20 protein-coding genes are annotated in these 23,651 nt (G+C 72.0%); 16 read left to right on the forward strand and 4 right to left on the reverse strand.

Features of this window, described 5'->3' with window-relative positions:
• Positions 1–20 precede the first annotated feature (20 nt).
• Genes BUE44_RS28485 through BUE44_RS28495 form a run of 3 tightly spaced genes read left to right on the forward strand, consistent with a single transcriptional unit; the run spans position 21 to position 1,889 of the window.
• Positions 21–704, forward strand: coding sequence for a response regulator (locus BUE44_RS28485; protein ID WP_073501887.1), 684 nt, complete (start codon positions 21–23; stop codon positions 702–704).
• A 24-nt stretch (positions 705–728) separates the two neighbouring features.
• On the forward strand, positions 729–1,127 hold the full coding sequence (locus BUE44_RS28490) for an OB-fold nucleic acid binding domain-containing protein (RefSeq protein ID WP_073501888.1): 399 nt from the start codon (positions 729–731) through the stop codon (positions 1,125–1,127).
• Positions 1,128–1,130: 3 nt separating this feature from the next.
• A complete protein-coding gene (locus BUE44_RS28495) occupies positions 1,131–1,889 on the forward strand; it encodes a DUF3159 domain-containing protein (protein WP_079190162.1) in 759 nt (252 codons plus the stop codon).
• Positions 1,890–1,938: 49 nt separating this feature from the next.
• On the opposite strand, the gene BUE44_RS28500 is transcribed toward BUE44_RS28495, so the two are convergent.
• Both BUE44_RS28500 and BUE44_RS28505 read right to left on the reverse strand, forming a co-directional pair.
• Positions 1,939–2,613 (reverse strand): potassium channel family protein, encoded by a 675-nt coding sequence (locus BUE44_RS28500; protein WP_073501889.1) that lies wholly within the window; start codon positions 2,611–2,613, stop codon positions 1,939–1,941.
• Positions 2,610–3,278, reverse strand: coding sequence for a potassium channel family protein (locus BUE44_RS28505; protein WP_073501890.1), 669 nt, complete (start codon positions 3,276–3,278; stop codon positions 2,610–2,612). The genes BUE44_RS28500 and BUE44_RS28505 overlap by 4 nt, the downstream gene beginning before the upstream one ends.
• 202 nt (positions 3,279–3,480) lie before the next feature.
• On the opposite strand from BUE44_RS28505, the gene BUE44_RS28510 reads away from it, so the two are divergent.
• Both BUE44_RS28510 and BUE44_RS28515 read left to right on the forward strand, forming a co-directional pair.
• Positions 3,481–5,526, forward strand: coding sequence for an APC family permease (locus tag BUE44_RS28510; protein ID WP_073501891.1), 2,046 nt, complete (start codon positions 3,481–3,483; stop codon positions 5,524–5,526).
• A gap of 103 nt (positions 5,527–5,629) precedes the next feature.
• The gene (locus BUE44_RS28515) at positions 5,630–6,958 is read left to right on the forward strand and encodes a class I SAM-dependent RNA methyltransferase (protein ID WP_073501892.1); all 1,329 of its coding nucleotides are present in this window, start codon (positions 5,630–5,632) and stop codon (positions 6,956–6,958) included.
• 243 nt (positions 6,959–7,201) lie between these two features.
• Here BUE44_RS28515 and BUE44_RS28520 read toward each other — a convergent pair whose 3' ends face one another.
• Positions 7,202–8,053 (reverse strand): helix-turn-helix transcriptional regulator, encoded by an 852-nt coding sequence (locus tag BUE44_RS28520; RefSeq protein WP_073501893.1) that lies wholly within the window; start codon positions 8,051–8,053, stop codon positions 7,202–7,204.
• Positions 8,054–8,473: 420 nt separating this feature from the next.
• Between BUE44_RS28520 and BUE44_RS28525 the strand changes: the two genes are divergently transcribed.
• The 6 genes from BUE44_RS28525 to BUE44_RS28545 all read left to right on the forward strand — a co-directional run bounded on the left by BUE44_RS28525 (position 8,474) and on the right by BUE44_RS28545 (position 14,683).
• Positions 8,474–9,424 carry an ABC transporter permease gene (locus BUE44_RS28525; protein WP_073501894.1) on the forward strand — a complete coding sequence of 317 codons (951 nt, stop codon included), beginning with the start codon at positions 8,474–8,476 and terminating at the stop codon, positions 9,422–9,424.
• On the forward strand, positions 9,421–10,263 hold the full coding sequence (locus BUE44_RS28530; protein WP_073501895.1) for an ABC transporter permease: 843 nt from the start codon (positions 9,421–9,423) through the stop codon (positions 10,261–10,263). The genes BUE44_RS28525 and BUE44_RS28530 overlap by 4 nt, the downstream gene beginning before the upstream one ends.
• Positions 10,264–10,271: 8 nt before the next feature.
• A complete protein-coding gene (locus tag BUE44_RS38875; protein ID WP_107415861.1) occupies positions 10,272–11,048 on the forward strand; it encodes an ATP-binding cassette domain-containing protein in 777 nt (258 codons plus the stop codon).
• A complete protein-coding gene (locus BUE44_RS38880; protein WP_107415862.1) occupies positions 11,045–11,824 on the forward strand; it encodes an ABC transporter ATP-binding protein in 780 nt (259 codons plus the stop codon). The genes BUE44_RS38875 and BUE44_RS38880 overlap by 4 nt, the downstream gene beginning before the upstream one ends.
• 154 nt (positions 11,825–11,978) lie before the next feature.
• Entirely contained in the window at positions 11,979–13,592 is a 1,614-nt protein-coding gene (locus BUE44_RS28540) for an ABC transporter substrate-binding protein (protein ID WP_073501896.1), read from the forward strand.
• Positions 13,593–13,678: 86 nt separating this feature from the next.
• Positions 13,679–14,683 carry an LLM class F420-dependent oxidoreductase gene (locus tag BUE44_RS28545; RefSeq protein ID WP_107415863.1) on the forward strand — a complete coding sequence of 335 codons (1,005 nt, stop codon included), beginning with the start codon at positions 13,679–13,681 and terminating at the stop codon, positions 14,681–14,683.
• Here the strand turns inward: BUE44_RS28545 and BUE44_RS28550 are convergent.
• On the reverse strand, positions 14,602–15,288 hold the full coding sequence (locus tag BUE44_RS28550; protein ID WP_200804552.1) for a TetR family transcriptional regulator: 687 nt from the start codon (positions 15,286–15,288) through the stop codon (positions 14,602–14,604). The two genes, BUE44_RS28545 and BUE44_RS28550, sit on opposite strands and share 82 nt — an antisense overlap.
• Positions 15,289–15,382: 94 nt before the next feature.
• On the opposite strand from BUE44_RS28550, the gene BUE44_RS28555 reads away from it, so the two are divergent.
• The 5 genes from BUE44_RS28555 to BUE44_RS28575 form a co-directional block, all read left to right on the forward strand.
• Complete coding sequence (locus tag BUE44_RS28555; RefSeq protein WP_073501897.1) at positions 15,383–16,318, forward strand: oxidoreductase; 936 nt, start codon at positions 15,383–15,385, stop codon at positions 16,316–16,318.
• Positions 16,319–16,633: 315 nt separating this feature from the next.
• The gene (locus BUE44_RS28560) at positions 16,634–17,851 is read left to right on the forward strand and encodes a cytochrome P450 (protein WP_073501898.1); all 1,218 of its coding nucleotides are present in this window, start codon (positions 16,634–16,636) and stop codon (positions 17,849–17,851) included.
• A 2-nt stretch (positions 17,852–17,853) separates the two neighbouring features.
• Entirely contained in the window at positions 17,854–18,063 is a 210-nt protein-coding gene (locus tag BUE44_RS28565) for a ferredoxin (RefSeq protein WP_073501899.1), read from the forward strand.
• Between the two features lie 280 nt (positions 18,064–18,343).
• Entirely contained in the window at positions 18,344–18,877 is a 534-nt protein-coding gene (locus BUE44_RS28570) for a response regulator transcription factor (RefSeq protein ID WP_073501900.1), read from the forward strand.
• A gap of 204 nt (positions 18,878–19,081) precedes the next feature.
• On the forward strand, positions 19,082–23,651 hold a 4,570-nt coding region (locus tag BUE44_RS28575), incomplete at its 3' end, for a type I polyketide synthase (RefSeq protein ID WP_159450312.1).

Raw genomic sequence — 23,651 nt, forward strand, 5'->3', positions numbered from 1 at the left:
GGGACGCGAAAGGGCGGCGGATGTACCGGGTGCTGGTGGTGGACGACGAACCGCAGATCGTCAGGGCGCTGGTGATCAACCTGCGGGCGCGCTCCTACGAGGTCGACGCGGCGCACGACGGCGCCTCCGCGCTGCGGGTGGCCGCGGCACGGCACCCCGACGTGGTCCTGCTCGACCTCGGGCTGCCCGACATGGACGGCGTCGAGGTGATCCGCGGGCTGCGCGGCTGGACCCGGGTGCCGATCATCGTGCTGTCCGCCCGGCACGCCTCCGACGAGAAGGTGGAGGCGCTGGACGCGGGCGCCGACGACTACGTGACCAAGCCCTTCGGGATGGACGAGCTGCTGGCCCGGCTGCGCGCCGCGGTGCGCCGCGCCACGCCGACCGGCCCCGAGGACGACGTCTCGGCGGTGGAGACCGAGAGCTTCACCGTGGACCTGGCGGCCCGCAAGGTGCACCGCGACGGCGCCGACGTACGCCTCACGCCCACCGAGTGGCACCTGCTCGAAGTGCTGGTGCGCAACCCCGGCCGGCTGGTCTCGCAGAAGCAGCTGCTGCAGGAGGTCTGGGGCCCCGCCTACGGCACGGAGAGCAACTACCTGCGGGTGTACATGGCGCAGCTGCGGCGGAAGCTGGAGGCCGATCCGGCCCGGCCGCGGCACTTCATCACCGAACCCGGCATGGGTTACCGCTTCGAGGCGTGAGGCCGGGCCGGTACGCTGGGTCGTATGAGTGGTGCCATCCGTTCTGAGCGGCCCGCGGGCCGTTTCCGCCGCATGCTCGACCGGCTCTCCTCCTCCCAGGAGGAACTGCACTCCGAGGAGTTGCAGCAGGAGACCCGGGCTGTCGGCTGTACCCGGATCAAGGACTGCTCCGACCGCCAGATAGTGTCGGTCACCGGTACGCTGCGTACGGTCACGCTGCGTCCCCGGGCGGGCGTGCCCGCACTGGAGGCGGAGCTGTTCGACGGGTCCGCCGCGCTGGACGTGGTCTGGCTCGGCCGCCGCAGTATCGCCGGTATAGAACCCGGCCGCCGGATCATCGCCTCCGGCCGGATCTCCATGAACCGTGGCCGTCCGGTGCTGTTCAACCCCAAGTACGAACTGCGTCCGGTCGGACAGGAGTAGCTGGTGGCGTCGATCGACAAGAAGGACCACGACAACACGGACGGCCCGCGGAGCGAGGAAGCGGAGGTCAGGGCGGCCACCGAGGCCGCGCTGCTGGACGCCTTCGGCGGCGTCCTCGGCATGGTGGAGACCACCGTGCCCGGCCTGGTCTTCGTGGTGATCTACACGGTCAACCACGACATCAAGTCGTCCGCGCTCGCCGCACTGGCCCTGTCGGTGGTGCTGGGCACCGCCCGGCTGGCCCGCAAGGACACCCTCAAGCACGCCTTCAGCGGCGTCTTCGGCATCGCCTTCGGCGCGCTGTTCGCGATGATGTCGGGCAACGCCAAGAACTTCTACCTGCCCGGCATGCTCTACACGCTCGGCCTGGGCATCGCCTACGTGGTCTCGGCGCTGGCCCGGTTCCCGCTGCTCGGACTGATCCTCGGGCCGGTGTTCAAGGAGAACCTGTCCTGGCGCACCCGCAACCCGGGGCGGCTGCGCGCGTACACCAAGGCGAGCTGGGCCTGGGGCCTGATCCTGCTGGCGAAGTCGGCGATCCTCTTCCCGCTGTACTGGTGGGGCAACGCCACCCAGCTGGGCTGGGTCAAGGTCGCGCTCGGCATCCCGCCGTTCCTGCTGTCGGTCTACCTGACCTGGATCTTCCTGGTGAAGGCGCCGGCCCCGATCGACGTGATCGCGGAGATGGAGGCGGCCGAGCAGGAGCGCAAGGCCGGCAAGGAGCGGGCCGAGGACGCGGAGACGGAGCAGGCGGTCAAGTAGGACCGGACAGGCGGTCGGGTCGCGCTCCGCCTGCCCGGTGCGGCCGAGGTCAGCCGCCGTTGCCGTCCTGGAGGGACAGCAGGTCCTCCAGCTGCTCCTCCCGGTGCGGCGCCGCCACGAACAGCAGCTCGTCGCCGGCCTCCAGCGCGTCGTCCTTGGACGGGGTGAGCACCCGGTTGCCGCGGATGATGGTGACCAGCGAGGTGTCCTGCGGCCACTCCACGTCACCGACCCGGGTGCCGACCAGCGCGGCCTCCTCGGGCAGCGTCAACTCGACCAGGTTCGCGTCACCCTGGCTGAAGCGCAGCAGCCGGACCAGGTCGCCGACGCTCACCGCCTCCTCGACCAGGGCCGACATCAGCCGCGGGGTGGAGACGGCGACGTCCACCCCCCACGACTCGTTGAACAGCCACTCGTTCTTCGGGTTGTTCACCCGGGCGACGACCCGCGGCACGCCGTACTCCGTCTTGGCGAGCAGCGACACCACCAGGTTGACCTTGTCGTCGCCGGTCGCGGCGATCACCACGTTGCAGCGCTGCAGAGCGGCCTCGTCGAGCGAGGTGATCTCGCACGCGTCGGCCAGCAGCCACTCGGCCTGCGGCACCCGCTCCACCGAGATGGAGGTGGGGTTCTTGTCGACGAGCAGCACCTCGTGCCCGTTCTCCAGCAGCTCGGCCGCGATGGACCGGCCGACCGCGCCGGCCCCGGCGATGGCCACCCTCATGAGTGGGCCTCCTCGGGTCCCTTGGCGAAAGCCGCCTCGACGTCCGCGACGTCGCCGGAGCGCAGGATCACGTGGACGAGGTCGCCCTCCTGCAGCACGGTCTGCGCGGTGGGCAGCATCGCCTCGCCGAGCCGGGTGAGAAATGCCACCCTGGCGCCGGTCTCCTCCTGCAGCGTGCTGATCTTGTGCCCGATCCACTCGGGCGACGTGTGCACCTCGGCGAGCTGCACCCCACCGCTGGGGTCGCGCCACAGCGGCTCCGCGCCGGACGGCAGCAGCCTGCGCAGCATCTGGTCGGCGGTCCACCGCACGGTGGCCACGGTCGGGATGCCGAGCCGCTGGTAGACCTCGGCTCGACGCGGGTCGTAGATTCTGGCCGCCACATTCTCGATGCCGAACATCTCCCGGGCCACCCGGGCCGCGATGATGTTGGAGTTGTCGCCGCTGCTGACGGCCGCGAAGGCACCCGCCTCCTCAATACCGGCCTCACGCAGCGTGTCCTGGTCGAACCCGACTCCGGTCACCCGGCGCCCGCCGAATCCGGAGCCCAGCCGGCGGAACGCCTTGGGGTCCTGATCGATCACCGCGACCGTATGACCTTGCTGTTCGAGGGAGTGCGCGAGAGTGGAGCCCACTCGCCCGCATCCCATAATCACGACGTGCACGACCGTCCTTCCGGCTGTCAACGTTTTCGACTGAGACTGTGTGCTGAGTCGTAAAGGTCGTTCCAAGCGTCTCAGACCGCGGCCAAAGCTACACACGCGCGCCGCGGCGCAGAAGGTTGCGTACGGGCCGCGCCACAAGTTCGCCACACTCCATGGGGGACTGGGGCATCCGCACGTATGGCCGATCCCTTAACATCGCGGGGTGTCCAAACTGACCGACCTGCCGAAACGGATCCTCATCGGCCGGGCGCTGCGCAGCGACAAGCTGGGCGAGACGCTGCTCCCCAAGCGGCTCGCGCTTCCCGTCTTCGCCTCCGACCCGCTGTCGTCCGTGGCTTACGCGCCTGGCGAGGTGCTCCTCGTCCTGTCGATCGCGGGAGTGTCGGCCTACCACTTCAGCCCGTGGATCGCGGGCGCCGTCGTGGTGCTGATGTTCACCGTCGTCGCCTCCTACCGGCAGAACGTGCACGCCTACCCCTCGGGTGGCGGCGACTACGAGGTCGCCACCACCAACCTGGGGCCGAAGGCGGGCCTCACCGTCGCCAGCGCGCTGCTGGTCGACTACGTGCTCACGGTGGCGGTGTCGGTCGCCTCCGGCATCGAGAACCTGGGCTCGGCGGTGCCGTTCTTCGTCACCCACAAGGTGCTCGGCGCGGTCGGCATGATCGTGATCCTCATGCTGATGAACCTGCGCGGGGTGCGCGAGTCCGGCACGATCTTCGCGATCCCCACCTACGCCTTCGTCGTCGGCGTCTTCTGCATGATCGCCTGGGGCATCTTCAAGATCGCCACTGGGCATGACATGCACGCGCCCACGGCGGGGTACACGATCCACGCCGAGTCCTCCGGCATCGGCGGCTTCGCGCTGATCTTCCTGCTGCTGCGCGCCTTCTCCTCCGGCTGCGCCGCTCTGACCGGCGTCGAGGCGATCAGCAACGGCGTACCGGCCTTCAAGAAGCCCAAGTCCAAGAACGCCGCCACCACGCTGGCCGCGATGGGCCTGCTCGCCGTCACCATGTTCTGCGGCATCATCGCGCTGGCGATGAACACCCACGTGCGGATGGCCGAGAACCCCGCGACCGACCTGCTCAACCACGGCGTCCCCGTCGGCTCCGGCTTCACCCAGGACCCGGTCATCGCCCAGGTCGCGGAAGCGGTCTTCGGCCACGGCTCGATCCCGTTCGTCTTCCTGGCCGCCGTCACCGCCCTGGTGCTCTTCCTGGCCGCCAACACCGCCTACAACGGCTTCCCGGTGCTCGGCTCGATCCTCGCCCAGGACCGCTACCTGCCGCGCCAGCTGCACACCCGCGGCGACCGGCTGGCCTTCTCCAACGGCATCGTGGTGCTGGCCGGCTTCGCCTGCGTCCTGGTCTACATCTACGGCGCCGACTCCACCCGGCTGATCCAGCTCTACATCGTCGGCGTGTTCGTCTCCTTCACCCTCAGCCAGACCGGCATGGTCAGGCACTGGAACCGCCACCTGCGCACCGAGACCGACCAGGCCAAGCGCCGCCACATGCTCCGCTCCCGGGCCATCAACACCTTCGGCGCCTTCCTGACCGGCCTGGTCCTGGTCATCGTGCTGCTCACCAAGTTCACCCACGGCGCCTGGGTCGCGGTGCTCGGCATGGTCGTCTTCTACGCCACCATGACCGCGATCCGCCGCCACTACACCCGGGTCTCCGACGAGATCGCCGCCGAGGACCAACCGAGCGACGACTACGTACGCCCCTCCCGTGTGCACTCCATCGTGCTGGTCTCCAAGCTGCACAAGCCCACCCTGCGGGCGCTGTCCTACGCCAAGCTGATGCGCTCCGACACCCTCGAGGCCCTCAGCATCAACGTCGACCCCGACGACACCAAGGCCCTGCAGGCCGACTGGCAGCGGCGCGGCATCGACGTACCGCTCAAGGTCCTCGACTCGCCCTACCGCGAGATCACCCGCCCGATCATCGACTACGTCAAGGGGCTGCGCCGCAACAGCCCGCGGGACGTGGTCAGCGTCTACATCCCCGAATACGTCGTCGGCCACTGGTACGAGCACCTGCTGCACAACCAGAGCGCACTGCGGCTCAAGGGCCGGCTGCTCTTCACCCCCGGCGTGATGGTCACCTCCGTGCCCTACCAGCTGGAGTCCTCCGAGGCCGCCCGCGCCCGCGCCCGCCGCCGCGCCGACTGGAGCGCGCCCGGCTCCATCCGCCGCGGCCCGGTCGGCCCGCACCAGCGGGAGCAGCAGCGCGAGCACTGACGGCGGGGGCAGGGCCGGGCCGCCGACCCGTAGACTGGACTGTCGCGCACCCCGGGGAAGGGGTTGCCGCGCATCCCGAGAAGAGCCCAGGAGCACCACCTTCATGCAGACCGAGCCCGCCCCGTCACTGGTCGGCCAGGAGTACGAGGTAGAGATCGGCCCGGTGGCGCACGGCGGCCACTGCCTCGCGCGCACCGCGCAGGGCCAGGTCCTCTTCGTCCGGCACACCCTGCCGGGCGAGCGGGTCGTCGCCCGCGTCACCCACGGCGAGGTCGGCGCGAGCTTCCTGCGGGCCGACGCCGTCCGCGTGCTGACCGCGTCCAAGGACCGGGTCGAGGCGCCCTGCCCCTTCTCCGGCCCCGGCCGCTGCGGCGGCTGCGACTGGCAGCACGCCGCCCCCGGCGCCCAGCGGCGCCTCAAGGCCGCGGTCATCACCGAGCAGCTGGAAAGGCTCGCCGGGCTCACCCCCGAGGAGGCCGGCTGGGACGGCACGGTGCAGCCCGCCCCCGGCGACAAGGTCGCCAAGGGCGAGGTGCCCGCCTGGCGCACCCGCGTGCAGTACGCCGTGGACGACGAGGGGCGCGCGGGCCTGCGCCGGCACCGCTCGCACGACGTCGAGGTCATCGACCACTGCATGATCGCCGCGCCCGAGGTCAGCGAGCTGGGCGTCGAGGCCCGCAGCTGGCCGCAGATCGCGCAGGTCGAGGCGATCGCCGCCACCGGGTCGAGCGACCGCCAGGTCGTCCTCACCCCGCGGCCCGGCGGCCGGCTGCCCATCGTGGAGCTGGACCGCCCGGTCTCGGTGCTGCGGATCGGCGAGCGGGACAAGGCCGTCCACCGCGTCCACGGCCGCGACTTCGTCCGCGAGCGCGCCGCGGGCCGCACCTGGCGGGTCGGCGACGGCGGCTTCTGGCAGGTCCACCCGAAGGCCGCCGACCTGCTGGTCGAGGCCGTCATGCAGGGCCTGATGCCCCGCAAGGGGGACATGGCACTCGACCTCTTCTGCGGCGCCGGCCTCTTCGCCGGCGCGCTGGCCGAGCGCGTCGGCGAACGCGGCGCCGTGCTCGGCATCGAGTCCGGCAAGCGTGCCGTCCAGGACGCCCGGCACAACCTCCAGGACCTCGACCGGGTCCGCATCGAGCAGGGCAAGGTCGACCACGTCCTGCCCCGCACCGGCATCACCGAGGTCGACCTGATCGTCCTCGACCCGCCCCGCACCGGCGCCCGCCGCCCCCTCGTCCGCCACCTCGCCTCCCTCGGCGCCCGCCGCATCGCCTACGTCGCCTGCGACCCCGCCGCCCTCGCCCGCGACCTCGCCTACTTCGCCGAGGAGGGCTACCGCCCGGCGAGCCTGCGCGCCTTCGACCTCTTCCCGATGACCCACCACGTCGAGTGCGTGGCGGTGCTCGTGCCCCAGGGGAAGGGCGCCTGACCGCAGCCGGCGCCCTCCCTCCGGAGCACAGCACACGGGTCCGCGGAGCGCCGTGAGTTCCCCCTGATCGGCTGTGGACGTCGGCGATCTGTCCCTGCTGCCCGGCGTCGCGCACCGCGCGGGGACGCGGCTTGCCGGCACGGCGGGCACGGAAGGCGGTCCTGAAGACCAGGTCGGCCGGGGATGTCGGACGAGATGACGAGACGAGGGCCGACCCGCGGCGGTCTCACGCGCGTGCGCGGACTACCCCGCCACGAGGTCGTTCATCCGTGCCCGGTCGGCGGCCGTGGGCGGCGTGAACAGCAGGATCAGCGCCGAGGGGTCGTCCACGGGGTGGAAGGACGACAGCGACAGGTCCATCGCGCCACCGCCGGGCGGCCGTACGGTCAGGGTGCGGGCGGTGAGTTCGGCCACGGACCGGCACCCCCACCAGTGGCTGAGTTCGGGCACGTCCTCCTCCAGCGCGCGGTACACCTGCGCCGTGCGGTCCTCCGACAGCGCCGCCCCGGCCTGGGCGCGGAAGTGCTGGAAGACGTTCATCGCCAGCGGCACCCAGTCGGGCAGCACAGTGTGCAGACGCTCGTCCGCCGCCATCAGCCACAGCAGGTTGCGGCGGCAGGGCGCCACCTCGCCCGGCGAACCCCACAGCGCCGCCCACGCGCTGTTCCAGGCCAGTACGTCGAAATGCCGGTCGAGCAGCACCGCCGGGCTGGCCGGCCACGCGTCCAGGACCGGCTGGACGACCGGAGCCAGCGCCGCGTCCCCGTCCCCCGCCGGGGAGGCGGGCTCGTGGTGCCCGGCCAGCCGCATGGCGTGCCGTACTTCCACCGGATCGAGCCTGAGAGTCCGCGCGAGCGCGGCGAGTACCTGCCGTGACGCGGTCACCCGGCCCTGCTCCAGCCAGGTGTACCAGGCCAGTCCCACTCCGGACAGCGACGCCACCTCCTCGCGACGCAGTCCCGGAGTGCGGCGGCGGGCGGTGGCCGTGAGGCCGACATCGCCGGGACGGAGCAGTTCGCGGTGCGCCCGCAGGAAGGCGCCGAGCTGCGGGCTCGGGGCAGCGGTGGACACAGGGGTGGTCACAGGGACGGTCATGAGGTGCGGAACTCCTGGGCAAGGTGCGGGCGGTCAGCGCGGGCGGTGCCCGCAACACGACCCGCCGCGGCGTCCGCGGAGCCCGAAGCCGCCGAAACCGGTCGGGGACACGCCGGTTCGCCGAGAGACCATATGTGGAGCCTAATGGGCGGTTTTGCGACCGGTCAATACCCCGCTGGCGGCCGCCGGTCCTGTGATCAGGAGTAGCAGCACGAACGCCTGTCTGGTCCGGGCCGCGCGGTCCCCGCACCCTTCCTGTTGGCGGCCGCCCCGCCGCACCAGCACCTGGAAGGAACGCACACCGATGGCCGGTCCACCGGAACCGCCCGCTGCCCGGCCGTACGCCCCATTCCCCGCGCGTACGCCGTCCGCCCCCTCACGCGCCTCCTCACTCGCCGTCACCGGACCGGGAGCGGCGGCGTGAGACGCTTCCTGACCCGGCGTCTGCTGCTCGCGGTGCCGAGCCTGCTGGGCGTGACGGCCGTCGTGTACGCGACGGTCGCCCTCGTTCCCGGCGACCCGGTCAGCGCGTTCCTCGGCCCGGGTGCTTCCCCCGGCGCCCGGCGGGAGCTGGCGGCCCGGCTCGGCCTCGGCCGCCCGCTGCCGGTGCGCTACGCCCATTGGCTGGGGCACGCGGTCCGCGGCGACCTGGGCACCTCGGTGTCCGCGCAGCGGCCGGTGACCGAGGTGCTGTGGCCGGCGCTCCAGCAGACCCTGGTGGTGACCGCGGCCGCCTTCGCGCTCGTCGTCGCCGGCGGGGTGCTGCTCGGTGCGGTCGGCGCCCTGCGGCCGCGTGGACCGGCCGGCCGGCTGGCCGGGGCGCTGAGCACGCTGTCGGTGTCCGCGCCGCAGTTCTCCGTCGCCCTGCTGCTCATCTCCGTCTTCGCGGTCCGGCTGCGCTGGCTGCCGGCCGGCGGCACGCACGACGCGTTCGGTCCTGGCGGCACCGCGGACCTGCTGCGCCACCTCGTACTGCCGGCCGTGGCGGCGGCGCTGGTGCCGCTGGGCCTGACCGCGCGTGTCTTCCGTACCGCGCTCGCCGGGGTGCTGGAGTCCGACCTCGCCGACGGCCTGCGGGCCCGCGGCACGACCAGGGCGGTGGTGCTGTGCCACTGCGCGCACAACGCCGCGCCGGCGCTGCTGACCATCGGCGGCCTGCAACTGGCCTACCTACTGGAAGGGGTGGTCTTCGTGGAGACCCTGTTCGACTGGCCGGGCCTCGGCCGTCTGCTGTACGACGCCCTGGCCGCCCGTGACTTCCCGGTCGTGCAGGGCGGGGTGCTCGTGGTCGCCGTCGCCTTCATCGGCATCAACATCCTGGTCGACGCCGCCCATGCGCTGATCGACCCGCGGGTCAGGAGCACGTCGTGACCCGGCCGTCGCGCCGCGACCCCGGCCTGCTGGTGCCACTGGTACTGGCCACCGCGCTGCTGGCGGTGGCCGTGGCGGGGCCGCTGCTGGCACCCGGCTCGGCGACGGCCGGCTCACTGCGCCAGCGGCTGCTCGATCCGGGCAGCCCCGGGCATCTTCTGGGCACCGACGGACAGGGCCGCGACGTACTCAGCCGCATCGTCCTGGGCGCCCGGCCGTCGCTGGCGGGCGGACTGCTGCCGGTCGTCGTCGCCACCGTGGCGGGCACCGTCCTCGGCACTGTCGCCGGGCTGGGCGGGCGGGTGGCGGCCCAGTTGCTGCTGCGCACGCTGGACGTGCTGTACGCCTTCCCCGGGGTGCTGCTGGCCATCGCCGTCTGCTCCCTGTGCACCCCGGGCCTGACGGCGACCGTGCTGGCGCTGTCGGTGGTGCTGACCCCCGCGGTGGCAAGGGTCGTCTTCGGCGAGGTGCGGCGGGTCCGCTCCGCCGAGTACCTGGAGGCGGCCCGGGTGAGCGGCCAGAGCCGGTTCGGTGTCGGCGTCTTCCAGGTGCTTCCGGTGATCGGCCCCGTGGTGCTGGCCTACGCCTCGTCCCTGGTGGGGCTGTCCGTGGTGTACGCCGCGGGGCTGTCCTTCCTCGGCCTGGGCGTGGCCCCGCCCGCGCCCGAATGGGGCGCGATGCTGGACGAGTTGCGGCCCGCACTGTTCACCCACCCGACGCTGGCGCTGGTGCCCGCCCTGACGGTGCTGGCCGTCTCGGTGCTGTTCAACGTGCTGGGCGACGCGCTCGCCCGGCGCGTGGCGGGCACCGGCGGCCCGAGACCGGCGGGCCACCGGTGAACGCGCCCATGCTGACGGTGGAAGCACTCTCGGTGGAGTACGCCCTGCCGGACGGCCCGCTGCGCGCGGTGGACGAGGTCTCCTTCACGCTCGCGAGCGGCGAGGCCCTGGTGCTGCTGGGCGAGTCCGGCAGCGGCAAGTCGACGGTGGCGCGGGCCTGCCTCGGCATGGCCGGCCGCGGCGCCCGCACCCGTGGGCGGGTGCTGCTGGACGGTGACGACCTGCTCACCGCCGACGAGCGGACGCTGTCGCGGATCCGCGGCCGCCGGATCGGCTACGTACCGCAGGACCCGTCCGGATACCTGGACCCGCTGCGCCGGATCGGCCCCCAGATCGCCGGGATGCTGCGCCGGCACCGGGCCGCGGCCGGCCGGCGTGCCGCGGCGGCGGCCGTGCCGGGCCTGCTGGCGGCGGCCGGCGTCCCCGACCCGGAACGGGTGGCCCGCGCCTTCCCGCACGAACTGTCCGGCGGCCTGCGGCAGCGCGCGGCTGTCGCCCTGGCCGTCTCGTGCGGTCCGCGGCTGCTGGTGGCGGACGAGCCGACGACGGCACTGGACGCCCTGGTACGCGCCCAGGTGCTGGACCTGCTCCGGGCGCTGTGCGCGGAGCGGGACCTCGCGTTGCTCCTGGTCACCCACGACCTGGCCGCCGCCCACCGGATCGGCGGGCGGGTCGCCGTGCTGCGCGACGGCCGGCTGGTCAGGACAGGACCGGCTGCGGAGGTCCTGGCCGGCTACCCGCACCCCGTGGACGTGCCGGCCGCCCGGCCCGGAGCACGCCGATGACCGCGCCGCTGCTCGTACTCGACCAGGTCGTCAAACACCACCCGGGCGGACGGCTCGGGGTCGGCGGCGTCAGCATGACCGTCGCACCCGGTGAGACCGTGGGACTGGTCGGCGAATCCGGCTCCGGCAAGTCCACCCTCGCGCGGCTGGCGCTGGGTCTGCTCGCCCCGGACTCCGGGACCGTGCGGTTCGCGGGCCTGGACCCGTACCGGTGGCGCGGCCGGACCCGGCGCGCGGCCCGCGGGCGGCTGCAGTTCGTGCCCCAGCACCCGCGCGGTTCGCTCAATCCGGCCCTGCGGGCCGGGCGGGCGGTGGAGTTCGCTCTGCGTGCGCAGGGTGTTCCGCGCGCCGAGCGCGCCGAGCGCACCGCGGAACTCCTGCGGCAGGTCGGCCTCGACCCGGCGCTGGCCCGCCGCCACCCGCGTGAGCTGTCGGGCGGACAGGTGCAGCGGGTGGCCGTCGCCCGCGCCCTGGCGACCGGCCCCGACCTGCTGGTGTGCGACGAGCCCACCTCGGCCCTGGACCCGCGGGCACAGGCGCAGGTGCTCGACCTGCTCGCCGGCCTGCGCGAACGCATGGGCTTGGCCTGCCTGTTCATCTCCCACGACCTGGCGGTCGTGCGGAGCCTCGCGGACCGGGTCGTGGTGCTGCGCGACGGAGCGGTCGTCGAACAGGGCCCGGTCGAGGCCCTGTGGGCGCGGCCCGGCCACCCGTACACGCGGGCGCTGCTGGACGCGGCGGAACCGCTCGCGCCACCTCCTACCGCCCGCCCATGACCACTCCCGTCCCGCCGTCCTGTTCCCCTACCCGGCCCACTGCACCATCCCGGCCCACCGCACCGCACCGCCCCGGCCCGGCATCGCGACCCACCGACATCAAGCTCCGCCCCACCGGCACCAAGCTCCGCCTCACCGACCGACAGGAACCACCATGCCGATACGCCATCGCCTGTTCCGATCCACCGCGCTGACCTCCGCGGCCCTGCTGATGACGGCCGTCGCCGGATGCGGTTCGCACGCCGGCACCGGGCGGGCCGGCGGCGGTACTTCCGGCCACGGCGGCACGCTGGTCATCGGCGCGACCGGCAAACTGCCCAATCCCGACACGATGATGGGCGGCGACGGCTTCGAGGGAAAGCGGCTGGTCGCCTTCCAGCTCTACGAGGGCCTGACCCGCTACGACCTGTCGAAGACCGACGGGCCGTCAAGGGTCACCGGCGCCCTGGCCACCTCCTGGACGGTCGCCCCCGACCACCGGACCTGGACGTTCACCCTGCGCAAGGGCGTCACCTTCCAGGACGGCACGGCCTTCGACACCGCGGCGGTGATCTTCAACCTGGACCGCTACCTCAACCCGAAGAGCCCGTACTACACCACCGCCCTGGGCGCCGCCGCGAGCGAGTACGCCGGAGACATCGCCGCGTACCGCGCCGCGGGCTCCGGCCGCGTCACCCTCGTCACCAAGGCGGCCAACGGGCACTTCCCCGAAGACCTGGCGCATGTCCTGATCGCCAGTCCCACCGCGCTGCGCAAGTCCGGGACGGCCCGGTTCGCCACCCACCCCGTGGGTACCGGGCCCTTCGCCTTCGTGTCGCAGACCACCGGCCAGCGGATCGAACTGGCCGCCAACAAGCGCTACTGGCGCGGCGCGCCGAAGCTGGACCGGCTGGTCATCGAGGCGATCCCGGACGCCGCCGCCCGCACCGCCGCGCTGCGCTCGGGCCGGGTGAACTGGATCGAGTACCCCAACCCCGACGACATCGACAGCCTGAAGTCGGCCGGCGCGCAGATCGTCACCAACTCCTACGACCACCTCTGGTACTGGATCCTGGACACCGCGAAGGGCCCGTGGCGGGACGTCAGGGTGCGGCGGGCGGCCAACTACGCCATCGACCGGAAGGCCGTCGCCGAGTCCCTGCTGCACGGCACCGCCGACCCGGCGTACCAGGCGGCGCCCAGGGCCACCTTCGCCTACGACCCGAAGGGCGACACGTACACGCACGACCCGGCCAAGGCCCGGCAGCTGCTGGCCGAGGCCGGCTACCCCAACGGTTTCAGCACCTCCGTGACCGTACCGACCGGCGGGTCGGGGAACCTGCTGCCGGTACCGATCACCGAGGCTCTGCAGCGGGACCTGGCGGACGTCGGCATCAAGGTGACCATCCGCACCACCGACTGGTCCACCCTGATCGGCGACGAGGCCAAGGGGACCGTCGCGCTCGGCTCGGACGCCATCGCCCAGTCCACCACGCTCTTCCAGTCCGAGGCACTGCTGCCGCTGTTCGTCGGCAGCGGAAGTCCCTTCTGGACCGGGCACTACGCCAACAAGAACGTCGACCGGCTGCTCGCCGCCGCGGCGGCCTCACCTGTCCTGGCCACTCGGCAGGACGACTACCGTCGCGCGCTCGCCCAGGTCACCGCCGACGCGCCCTGGCTGTTCGTGGTCAACGACCGCAACCCGCGTGCACTGGCCCCCGACGTGCACGGGCTGGTGCAGCCCCAGTCGTGGTTCCTCGACCTGACCACCGTACGGGTCGGCAAGTGAACGCCGGCCGGCCCACGGCGCCCGTGCCGTCCGTACCGCCCGCGCCGTCCACCTCTTCCGTACCGAAGCCCGCAGAAGGGACCCCCGTGCCGCTCGACGACTCCGGCAGTCGGCTGCGCTGGGGTGTCACCCTGCCGCTGCCCGGCCTGCCCCTGGGCGCCCACCGCTTCGTCGTCGAGGCCCTGCCGGGGCTCGGCTACGGCGACGTGTGGACCGCGGAGGGCGGCGGCACCGACGCCTTCACCCCGCTGGCCGCCACCGCCGCCTGGTCCGACAGCCTGCGGATCGCCACCGGCATCGTGCCGGTGCACACCCGCGGTCCCGCCGTACTCGCGCAGACCGCCGCGACGCTGGCCCAACTCGCCCCGGGCCGGGTGCTGCTGGGCCTCGGCGCGTCGGTCCCCGCCCATGTCACCGACATCAACGGCATCCCGTTCGACGAGCCGTACAAGCGCACCCGTGACGTGCTGCGGTTCGTCACCCGGGCGCTGCGCGGCGAGTACGTCGCCGGCGACTTCGACACCTTCTCCATCGCCGGCTACCGGCTGCCCGAGCCCCCCGCGGCACCGGTGAAGGTGATCCTGGGCGCGCTGCGGCCGGGCATGCTCCGGCTGGGCTTCACCGAAGGGGACGGCGCGATCACCAACCTGCTCTTCCCGCAGGACGTGCCCAAGGTGCTGGCGGCGGTGGGACCGCAGCCGCCCGGCAAGGAACTCGTGGTGAAGGTCTTCGTCTGCCCGACCGAGGACCGGGTGTACGCCCGGCGGGCCGCCCGCCCTTTCCTGGCCTGGATACTCAACCGCGAGCCGTACCGGAAGTTCCACGAGTGGCTGGGCCACGGCGAGCTGCTGCGGGACAGCCACGAACGCTGGGCGGCCGGCGACCGGGAGGGCGCCCAGCGCGCACTCCCGGACGAGGTGGTCGACGCCCTCTTCGTCAGCGGCTCCCCGGAGGAGTGCCGCGAGCGCATCCTGAGCTACCACCTGCCCGGGGTCACCACCGTGCAGCTCTACGTCTCCGCGACCCGGGAGATCCTCGCCTCCCCCGCAGCGCTGCTCGACACCCTCGCCCGGCTGGGTCCCGGAGCCTGAACGGGCGTGTCCAGGGCCGGCGCGATCACGGCGAAGGCCCGGTCCGTCAGCGTGGCGGGGTCCTCGGCGCCGTCGCTGTCGCTCAAGCGCTGGAGCACCGTGCCGTACGCCGTCAGCGCCATACCGGCGGCCAACTGCGGGTACAGATCCGTCTCCGGGTCCCGTTCCAACCGGTGGGCCAGCTCCTGGGCGAGTCCGTCGCGCCACTGCGCCTGGCGTTCCAGGAAGCGCGCGAGGAGGGGCGGCGTGCCGAGGATCAGCTGGACCACGCGCAGTGCCCCGTCGGCGTGGCCTGCGCAGGCGTCGATGGAGACCCAGACGGCGTGGCGCAGCGCCACCGACGGCGGCTCATGCGCGGGGCGGCCCGCCAGCTCCGCGCGCATGCTGGCGCCCATCTCGGACAGGAACTGGATGACCACGTCCTCCTTGGACGCGAAGTACCGGAAGAACGTCCGCTTGGAGACACCGGCGGCCAGGACGATCTCGTCGATCGTGACCGCGTCGAACCCCTTCCGGGCCAGTAGCTTCAGCGCGGCGCCGGTCAGTTCGTCGGACACGAGCTGACGCTTGCGTTGGGCGAGGCTCAGTTCAGGGCGGAGGGGCACCTTTCCAGCGTACAGACCTCGCTACAGATAATGCCCTCGGTGGCACTAAGTAGCTCCCTTGACACTTAATGCCATGTCGGGCAACTTATGTCGCATGAGCAATCAGGAGCGCTGGACCACCGCGGAGATCCCCGATCAGAGCAAGCGCGTCTTCCTCGTCACCGGGGCCAACAGCGGTCTCGGCCTCGCCACCACGCGGGCGCTAGCGCGCAAGGGCGCGAAGGTGATCATGGCCGTGCGCGACGAGGCCAAGGGGCGCCGGGCGGTCGCGCAGCTCACCGCCGAGCACCCGGGCGCCGATCTTGAGGTGCGCCGCCTCGACCTGGCGGACCTGGACTCGGTGCGCGCCTTCGCCGGACAACTGCGCGCCGAACGCCCCCGCCTGGACGTACTCGTCAACAACGCCGGCCTGATGGCACCGCCGCGGACGCTCAGCCCTCAAGGGCACGAGGTGCAGTTCGCGGCCAACCACCTCGGCCACTTCGCGCTCACCGGCCTGCTGCTGGACCTGCTGGAGGCGGGTGACGACCCGCGCGTGGTCACGGTCAGCTCGTCCAACCACCGGCAGGGGAAGATCTTCTTCGACGACATCTCCGGCGAGCGCAAGTACTCGCCCATGGGGTACTACAACCAGTCGAAGCTGGCCAACGCCGTCTTCGGCTGGCAGCTCCACCAGCGACTGACCACGGCCGGCAGCCCGGTGCGCAGCCTGCTGGCCCACCCCGGCTACACCTCCACCAACCTGCAGACCGGCGCGCCGGTCGCGATGGTGAAGTTCGTCTTCGGCCGCCTCCTCCTCCCGCTCGCCCAGTCCCCCGACCAGGGCGCGTTGACCACGCTCTACGCGGCGACCGCGGCCGATGTGCAGGGCGGGCAGTTCGTCGGCCCCGGCGGCATGGCCGAGTTGCGCGGCGCACCGACTCTGGTGAAGCTGGCTCCCAGGGGCGCCGACGCCGAGACCGGCCGCCGCCTGTGGGAGCTGTCGGAGGAACTGACCGGCGTGCGCTACGCCTTCCGCACCGCCGCCTGAGCGACTGCGAGACGCGGTAGCCCTCGCGAGGACGCGTGCGGCAGCCCCCGGCCGGACGCGCGCAGCCTCCTGGCGGCGCACCTCCACGCGCACGCCATTTCCCTCTGACAGGCCGGCCAGGAACTATTGTTACCAAAGCATCTCGGGCTCGCGACACCGCCGCCGCGATGAGACCTTCTGTCAGATTTACCACCCTATTGCGAGAGGCTTCGCCATGTGAGCTGGATCACTTTTGAGCGCCGCGCCGGGACTCCTTGTTAGGCTGCGAGAGCATTTTAAATGCCTGGCACCAAGGTGTTGAGAGGCGTGGGGGACATGCCAAACATAGATATCAGTACACTTCCGGCGTATCCGTTCATCGGTCCGGAGGACAATCCCTTCATCCCCGTCAAGAGTTCCGATCTGGAGCGACTCGACGGATCCGTCGGTAAAGTCCGGTTACCCTTCGGGGGCTGGGCCTGGCTGATCACCCGGCACGAGGACGTACGGCAGCTGCTGCGGCATCCGGGGTTCAGCTCCGACCAGTACCGGCCGGGATTTCCGGTACTGAACCCGATTCCACCCAAGCAGGATGACGCCTCGGGGCTGTTCATCTTCATGGACGGCGAGGCGCACGGCAGGCTGAGGCGGATGCTGACCGCCGAGTTCATGATCAAGAACATTCGGCGTATCGAGCCGCTGATCGAGGAGACGGTGATCGAGGCTCTGGAGCGCATGCGCTCCCTCGGCGCCCCCGCGGACCTGATGGCCGAGTTCGCCCTGCCCGTTCCGTCGATGACTGTCTGTCACCTGCTCGGGGTCCCGTACTCCGACCACGACTTCTTCCAGCACCACAGCCGCGTGATCATGGACCGGAACTCCGGCCCGGCGCAGATCGAGGAGGCTCTGGGCGCCCTGGCGGGACTCATCGGGAAGCTGGCCGAGGCCAAGCGGACCGCACCTGAGGACGACCTGCTCAGCCGGCTCATGATCGAGCGCGTGGTGCCCGGCGAACTGCGCATCGACGAACTCGTGAGCATGGCCATGCTTCTGCTGGTGGCGGGCCACGAGACGACCGCCAACATGATCGGGCTGTCCGCCCTCGTGCTCCTGGAGCACCCCGAACACCTCGCCGCCCTGCGGGAAAACCCCGACCTGGCGCCGGGCATGGTCGAGGAGCTGCTGCGGTACCTCACGGTGGTGCGCACCGGGCTGCCTCGCCTCGCCCTGGAGGACGCGGAGATCGGGGGCCAGACGATCCGCGCGGGCGAGGGCGTAGTGGCCATGCTGGCGATGTCCAACCGGGACGGCGTGGTCTTCCCCGAACCGGAGCAGTTCGACCCCGAACGGCGCGAGGCGCACCGGCACATGGCGTTCGGTTTCGGCCTCCACCAGTGCATCGGCCAGCCGCTGGCCCGGGCCGAGCTGCGGGTCGCGCTCGTCGAACTGGCCCGCCGCTTCCCCGGGCTGCGGTCCGAAACCGCCCTGGCCGACGTCCCGCAGCGCCCCATGGCGGTGACGTTCGGTGTGGCCGAGCTTCCGGTGACGTGGTGAGCATGCGCGTCACGGTGAACAGAGAGCTGTGCGTCGGTTCCGGGAACTGCGTGGCCACCCTCCAGGAGGTCTTCGACCAGGACGACAGGGACGGACTGGTGTGGCTGCGGGTGGCGGAGCCGCCGGAAAGCCTCCGAGAACTGGTCGAAAAGGCTGTGCAGTTGTGCCCTGTGGGTGCGATCGAAGCAGAGCGTCGCACAACCGCACGTTGACGGCATAACCCTCCGAGCAGTACACCGATTCTCGATTCTCGTCCGCCTTTCGCGCATGCGGTCAGCAATCGCGAGGACGGGGCATTCACGAGGTCGTCGAGTGCGGTATCGACACGCCTCCGCCACCCCTGCGTGACGGCACGCGACAGGGGTGGCGGACAGATCAACGGGGGCTTCGTAATTGAACAGTGAAATTCAGGCACGAGTTGTCGTGTGCGATCCGCACCCCTACGCACGTCTCGGGATACGTCGAGTACTCGAGCAGGACTCCGGACTCGTTGTGGTCGCGGAGGCGGGCGACATCGTCGAGCTCCTCACGGCGGTCGACTCCCACGAACCAGATGTCGTGGTATTGGAAGGGCGGTCACAGCTGGACCATGTGCAGGAGCTCACCGACATCGCCGCCGCCTTGGTCGTCCTCGGCGATGTGGACTCCACCACGCACTGGATTCGCTTCACCCAGGCGAAGGTGTACTCCCTCGTCCACTGCGACGACCCGGAGGAGGAACTGGTACAGGCGGTCCGCCGGGCGACCGACGGCACCGGCTACGTCTCCCCGGGCCTCAGCGGGGCGTTACTGAAGTTCACCCGCGCCATACTGCCGCGCCACCTCTCGGCCGTGCCCATGGACGTCCCGCTGACCTCGCGGGAGTCCGAGGTGCTGCAACTGGTACGCAGGGGAATGGCCAACAAGGAGATCGCCCGCCGGCTCGGCCTGAGCGAGAAGACCATCAAATTCCACGTCTCCAACGTGCTCGCGAAGGCTCACATGGCCTCCCGGGCCCAGCTGATCGCCTCGGCCGCGGCCATGTGAGATCACGCGCGCGGCGGTCTGGCGGGAAGCCTGCGCACGGGCGGCCCGCGCATGGGCACCCGCTGCCATGCCCGGGTCACTGCCTGGTCGAAAGTCCAGGTGCCCCCGGTCCCACTCCTGGACCGAAGCCCGGCTGCTGAGCCCCATCCTCTGGCCGAAGTCTGGCTGGGGCCGGAAACAGATACTCGATGGATGAAGCCATCGATGTCAGGTGACCATGGGATCGGCGAGGCCCGCGACACCGCTGTCGCGGTGATCGGAGTATCCTGCCGGCTCCCCTCGGCGTCCGGCCCGGCGGAGTTCTGGCGCCTGCTGTCGGAGGGAACCGACGCCGTCTCACCCTGGCCGGCGGAGCGCGGGCCCGGCAACGCGTCCTGGCGTGGTGGCTTCCTCGACGAGGTCGGCACCTTCGACGCCGGCTTCTTCGGCGTGTCGCCCGAGGAAGCGGCCGCCATGGACCCGCAGCAACGGCTCGTCATGGAGCTGGTCTGGGAGGCGATGGAGGACGCCGGCGTCCGCGACGACCGGCTGCGCGGTTCCCACACCGGCGTGTTCGTCGGCGTCTCGTCCGACGACTTCGCCACCCTCGCCGCCCGCGGCGACCAGGCGGCCACCGGTGAACTGCACGACTTCACCGGCCGGCACCGCGCCATCGCCGCCAACCGGGTCTCCTGGTTCCTCGGGCTGCGGGGGCCGAGCGTCGCCGTCGACGCGGCGCAGGCATCCTCGCTGGTGGCCGTGCACATGGCCTGCGAGAGCCTCCGCCGCGGCGACAGCGAACTCGCCTTCGCCGCCGGCGTCAACCTGATCCTGTCCCCCGAGAGCATGCGCGCCACGGCCGCTCTCGGCGCACTGTCCACCAAGGGCCGCTGCGCCACCTTCGACGAGAGCGCCGACGGGTTCGTTCGCGGCGAGGGCGCGGGCGTCGTCCTGCTCAAGCCGCTCGCCCGCGCGCTCGCCGACGGCGACCGCGTCTACTGCGTCATCCAGGGCAGTGCCGTCAACAACGACGGCGGCGGCGACCGCCTCACCGACCCCGATGTCGAGGGCCAGCGGGACGTGCTGCGCCAGGCCTACGCCGACGCCCGGATCAGCCCGGAAGCCGTCCAGTACGTGGAACTCCACGGCACCGGCACCCCGGTCGGCGACCCCGTCGAGGCCACCGCCCTCTCCGACGTCATCGGCCGGAGCACCGCGGACCGAGAGCCGCTGCGGGTGGGCTCGGCGAAGACGAACGTCGGCCATCTGGAGGCCGCCGCCGGCATCGTCGGCCTACTCAAGGCCGCGCTGGCCCTGCACCACCGCCGGCTGCCGCCCAGCCTGCACTTCGCCCGGCCGAACCCGGCTATCCCCCTTGGCGAGTTGAACCTCCGGGTGCAGACCGGGCTGGACGCGTGGCCCGCACCCGACGTGCCGCTCGTCGCCGGCGTCAGCTCGTTCGGCGTCGGCGGCACCAACTGCCACGTCGTCCTCACCGAAGCTCCGCCCACCGTACGGCCCGACACCTCCGGGAACCGGCCCGTGCCGTGGGTCCTGTCCGCCCGCACCGGTCGCGCCTTGGAGGCCCAGGCCACACGCCTGCTCACCCATCTCGAAGACCGGCCGGACACGCACCCCGCCGACGTCGCCCGGTCGTTGGCGGCCGGCCGGTCGGTGTTCGAGCACCGGGCCGTCGTCACCGGCACGACCAGGGACGAGCTCATGGCGAGCCTGGCGCGCCTGCACGACGAGGGGGTGGGCGGCGTCGTCACCCCCGGCAGGACGGCCTTCCTCTTCCCCGGCGGCGGCTCGCACCGCGTCGGGATGGGGCGCGAACTCTACGAGACCTACCCGGTGTTCGCCGAAGCCCTGGACGAGGTACTCGGCCATTTCGTCCCCGGGCTCGACCTGCGCGAGGTGCTGCTGGGCGACATCGACGACGCCGCCGCAGCCGATGCCCTCGACGGCATGCGGCACATGCAGCCCGCGCTGTTCGCCTTCCAGGTCGCCCTCTACCGCCTGGTCGCCTCCTGGGGCGTCGCACCGGACCTGCTCGTCGGCCACTCGTTCGGCGAGATCGTCGCCGCACACGTGTCCGGTGCTCTGCCTCTGGCCCATGCGGCGGCCCTCGTCGCCGCCCGCGGCGAGCTGATGTCGCGGCTGCCGCCCGGCGGCGCCATGGTCGCCGTCGAGGCGACCGAGGACGAGATCCTCGCGGTCCTCCACGAGGTCGGCGACGTCTCCATCGGTGCCGTCAACGGGCCGCGAGCTGTCGTGCTCTCCGGCGCGGACGAGTCCGTCACCCGGATCGCCGAGGGGTTCCGCTCCCGCGGCCACCGCACCAGCCGGGTGCGGGTCCGCCTCGCCGCCCACTCGCCGCTGATGGCACCCATGCTGGACGAGTTCGCCCGCAGGATCCACGGCCTCGACGTCTCCGCAGCGCGCATCCCCATCGTCTCCACCGTCACCGGACGCACCGGGGAGGAGATGACGGAGGAGTACTGGATCGAGCACCTCAGCGCCACCGTCCGCTTCCACGACGCGATCACCGCCTGCCGCGCGCAGGGAGTGACCCGATTCCTCGAACTCGGACCGGGCAGCGTGCTGACCCCGCTCGTCGCGACGTCCGAGACGGATCTCGCGGTGGCGTTGCAGCACAGTGAGCGGCCCGAACCGCAGGCGCTGCTCAGCGGGCTGGCCGAGGCATGGGTCGCCGGTGTCCCCGTCGACTGGACGGCGACGGTCGGTGAGGCCCGGATCGTGGACCTGCCCACCTACGCCTTCCAGCGCCGACGCCACTGGCCGGACGAACGCCCGGTCGCCGCCGAGCCCGAGGAGCAGCTCAGTTCCGCGACGCTCGCCCTGCGCGACCGTCTCCACAGCGAGCCGGACGGTTTCCTGGTCCGCTGGCTGGCGGATCACATGGCGGAGACCACCGGCACCGCCCCGGCGGACACCGACGCGACCTTCCGCGACCTCGGCCTGGACTCCGTCCTGTCCGTGCGGCTGCGCAACCGGCTCGTCTCGGCGACCGGCCTGCGGATGCCGGCGAGCGTGCTCTTCGACTACCCGACACCGAACGCGCTCGCCGCCCATCTGCGCGGCCGGATCTCGGGCGTCGCGGACCCGGCCGCCGCGGACGACGCCCCGGCCGCCGCCACGACGGCCGGTCCCGCCGACGAGCCGATCGCCATCGTCGGCATGGCCTGCCACCTGCCCGGCGGCATCAACTCGCCGCAGGAGCTGTGGCAGGCGCTCATGGACGACGTGGACGCCACCTCCGACTTCCCCACCGACCGGGGCTGGGACCTGGCGAGGCTCTACGATCCCGACCCGGACCACGTCGGAACCAGTTACTCCCGGCGGGGCGGGTTCCTGTCCGGCGCGGGCGAGTTCGACGCCGAGTTCTTCGGGATCAGTCCGCGTGAGGCGGCGGCGATGGACCCGCAGCAGCGGCTGCTGCTGGAGACCGCGTGGGAGTCCCTGGAACGCGCCGGCATCGACCCGACGTCACTGCGCGGCAGCAGCACCGGCGTGTTCGTCGGCGCCATGAACATGGGCTACGGCCCCTCCCTGGACGCTCCCGCGGACGGCACCGAGGGCTTCCGTCTCACCGGCAACACCTCCAGCGTGGCGTCGGGCCGTATCTCGTACCAACTGGGCTTGGAGGGCCCGGCCATGACGGTGGACACGGCGTGCTCGTCGTCCCTGGTGGCGCTGCATCTGGCGGCGCAGGCCGTGCGCAACGGCGAGTGCGCGCTGGCGCTGGCCGGCGGCGTCACCGTCATGTCCACCCCCGGCATGTTCGTGGAGTTCTCCCGTCAGCACGGGCTCGCCGCCGACGGCCGCTGCAAGCCCTTCTCGGACGACGCCGACGGGACCGGCTGGGCCGAGGGCGTCAGCATGGTGGTGGTCGAACGGCTCTCGGAAGCCGAGAAGCGCGGCCACCAGGTCCTCGCGATCGTCCGTGGTTCCGCGGTGAACCAGGACGGCGGCAGCAACGGTCTCACCGCCCCCAACGGTCCCTCGCAGCAGCGGGTGATCCGGTCCGCGTTGGCCGCTGCGCGGCTGGCGTCGGCGGACGTGGACGTCGTGGAGGCGCACGGCACGGGCACGACGCTCGGCGACCCGATCGAAGCGGAGGCGCTGCTGGCCACCTACGGTCAGGAGCGGGACGCGGACCGGCCGTTGTGGCTCGGTTCGCTGAAGTCCAACATCGGGCACACCCAGGCCGCCGCGGGTGTCGCGGGCGTCATCAAGATGGTGCAGGCGATGCGGCACGGCGTGATGCCCCGCAGCCTGCACGTGGACGCACCCTCCCGACACGTCGACTGGACCACCGGCACCATCAAACTCCTCACCGACAACCAGCACTGGCCCGACCTCGAACGCCCCCGCCGCGCCGCGGTGTCCTCCTTCGGCAACAGCGGGACGAACGCGCACGTGATCTTGGAGGCGGCACCGGAGCCGGCGCCTGCCGAGGGAACCGAACCGGTGCATCGCGGTCTTGTGCCGTGGGTGTTGTCGGGGCGTGGTGAGGGGGTGTTGGCGGGTCAGGCGGCGCGGTTGCTGGCGTTTGTGGAGGAGCACGCCGACGTCGATCCGTGTGATGTGGCCGGTACTTTGGTCCGGGGTCGTGCGGCTTTCGAGCACCGCGCTGTTGTGCTGGGTGGCACGAGCGGGGAGTTGGCTGTGGGGTTGCGGGAGCTGGCGGCCGGGCGTGTTTCCTCGTCGGTGGTTCAGGGGCGGGCTGCTGCGGGGGTGTCGTCCGGGGTGGTGTTCGTCTTTCCCGGCC

This window comes from Actinacidiphila paucisporea, from assembly GCF_900142575.1.
GTDB lineage: Bacteria > Actinomycetota > Actinomycetes > Streptomycetales > Streptomycetaceae > Actinacidiphila > Actinacidiphila paucisporea.

Coding starts and splice junctions, on each gene's coding strand:
- BUE44_RS28490 (WP_073501888.1), top strand. CDS start 729: ATGAGTGGTGCCATCCGTTCTGAGCGGCCCGCGGGCCGTTTCCGCCGC.
- BUE44_RS38880 (WP_107415862.1), top strand. CDS start 11,045: ATGACCGCGCCGCTGCTCGTACTCGACCAGGTCGTCAAACACCACCCG.
- BUE44_RS28540 (WP_073501896.1), top strand. CDS start 11,979: ATGCCGATACGCCATCGCCTGTTCCGATCCACCGCGCTGACCTCCGCG.
- BUE44_RS28520 (WP_073501893.1), bottom strand. CDS start 8,053: ATGACCGTCCCTGTGACCACCCCTGTGTCCACCGCTGCCCCGAGCCCG.
- BUE44_RS28485 (WP_073501887.1), top strand. CDS start 21: ATGTACCGGGTGCTGGTGGTGGACGACGAACCGCAGATCGTCAGGGCG.
- BUE44_RS28555 (WP_073501897.1), top strand. CDS start 15,383: ATGAGCAATCAGGAGCGCTGGACCACCGCGGAGATCCCCGATCAGAGC.
- BUE44_RS28560 (WP_073501898.1), top strand. CDS start 16,634: ATGCCAAACATAGATATCAGTACACTTCCGGCGTATCCGTTCATCGGT.
- BUE44_RS28515 (WP_073501892.1), top strand. CDS start 5,630: ATGCAGACCGAGCCCGCCCCGTCACTGGTCGGCCAGGAGTACGAGGTA.
- BUE44_RS28565 (WP_073501899.1), top strand. CDS start 17,854: ATGCGCGTCACGGTGAACAGAGAGCTGTGCGTCGGTTCCGGGAACTGC.
- BUE44_RS38875 (WP_107415861.1), top strand. CDS start 10,272: ATGCTGACGGTGGAAGCACTCTCGGTGGAGTACGCCCTGCCGGACGGC.
- BUE44_RS28500 (WP_073501889.1), bottom strand. CDS start 2,613: ATGAGGGTGGCCATCGCCGGGGCCGGCGCGGTCGGCCGGTCCATCGCG.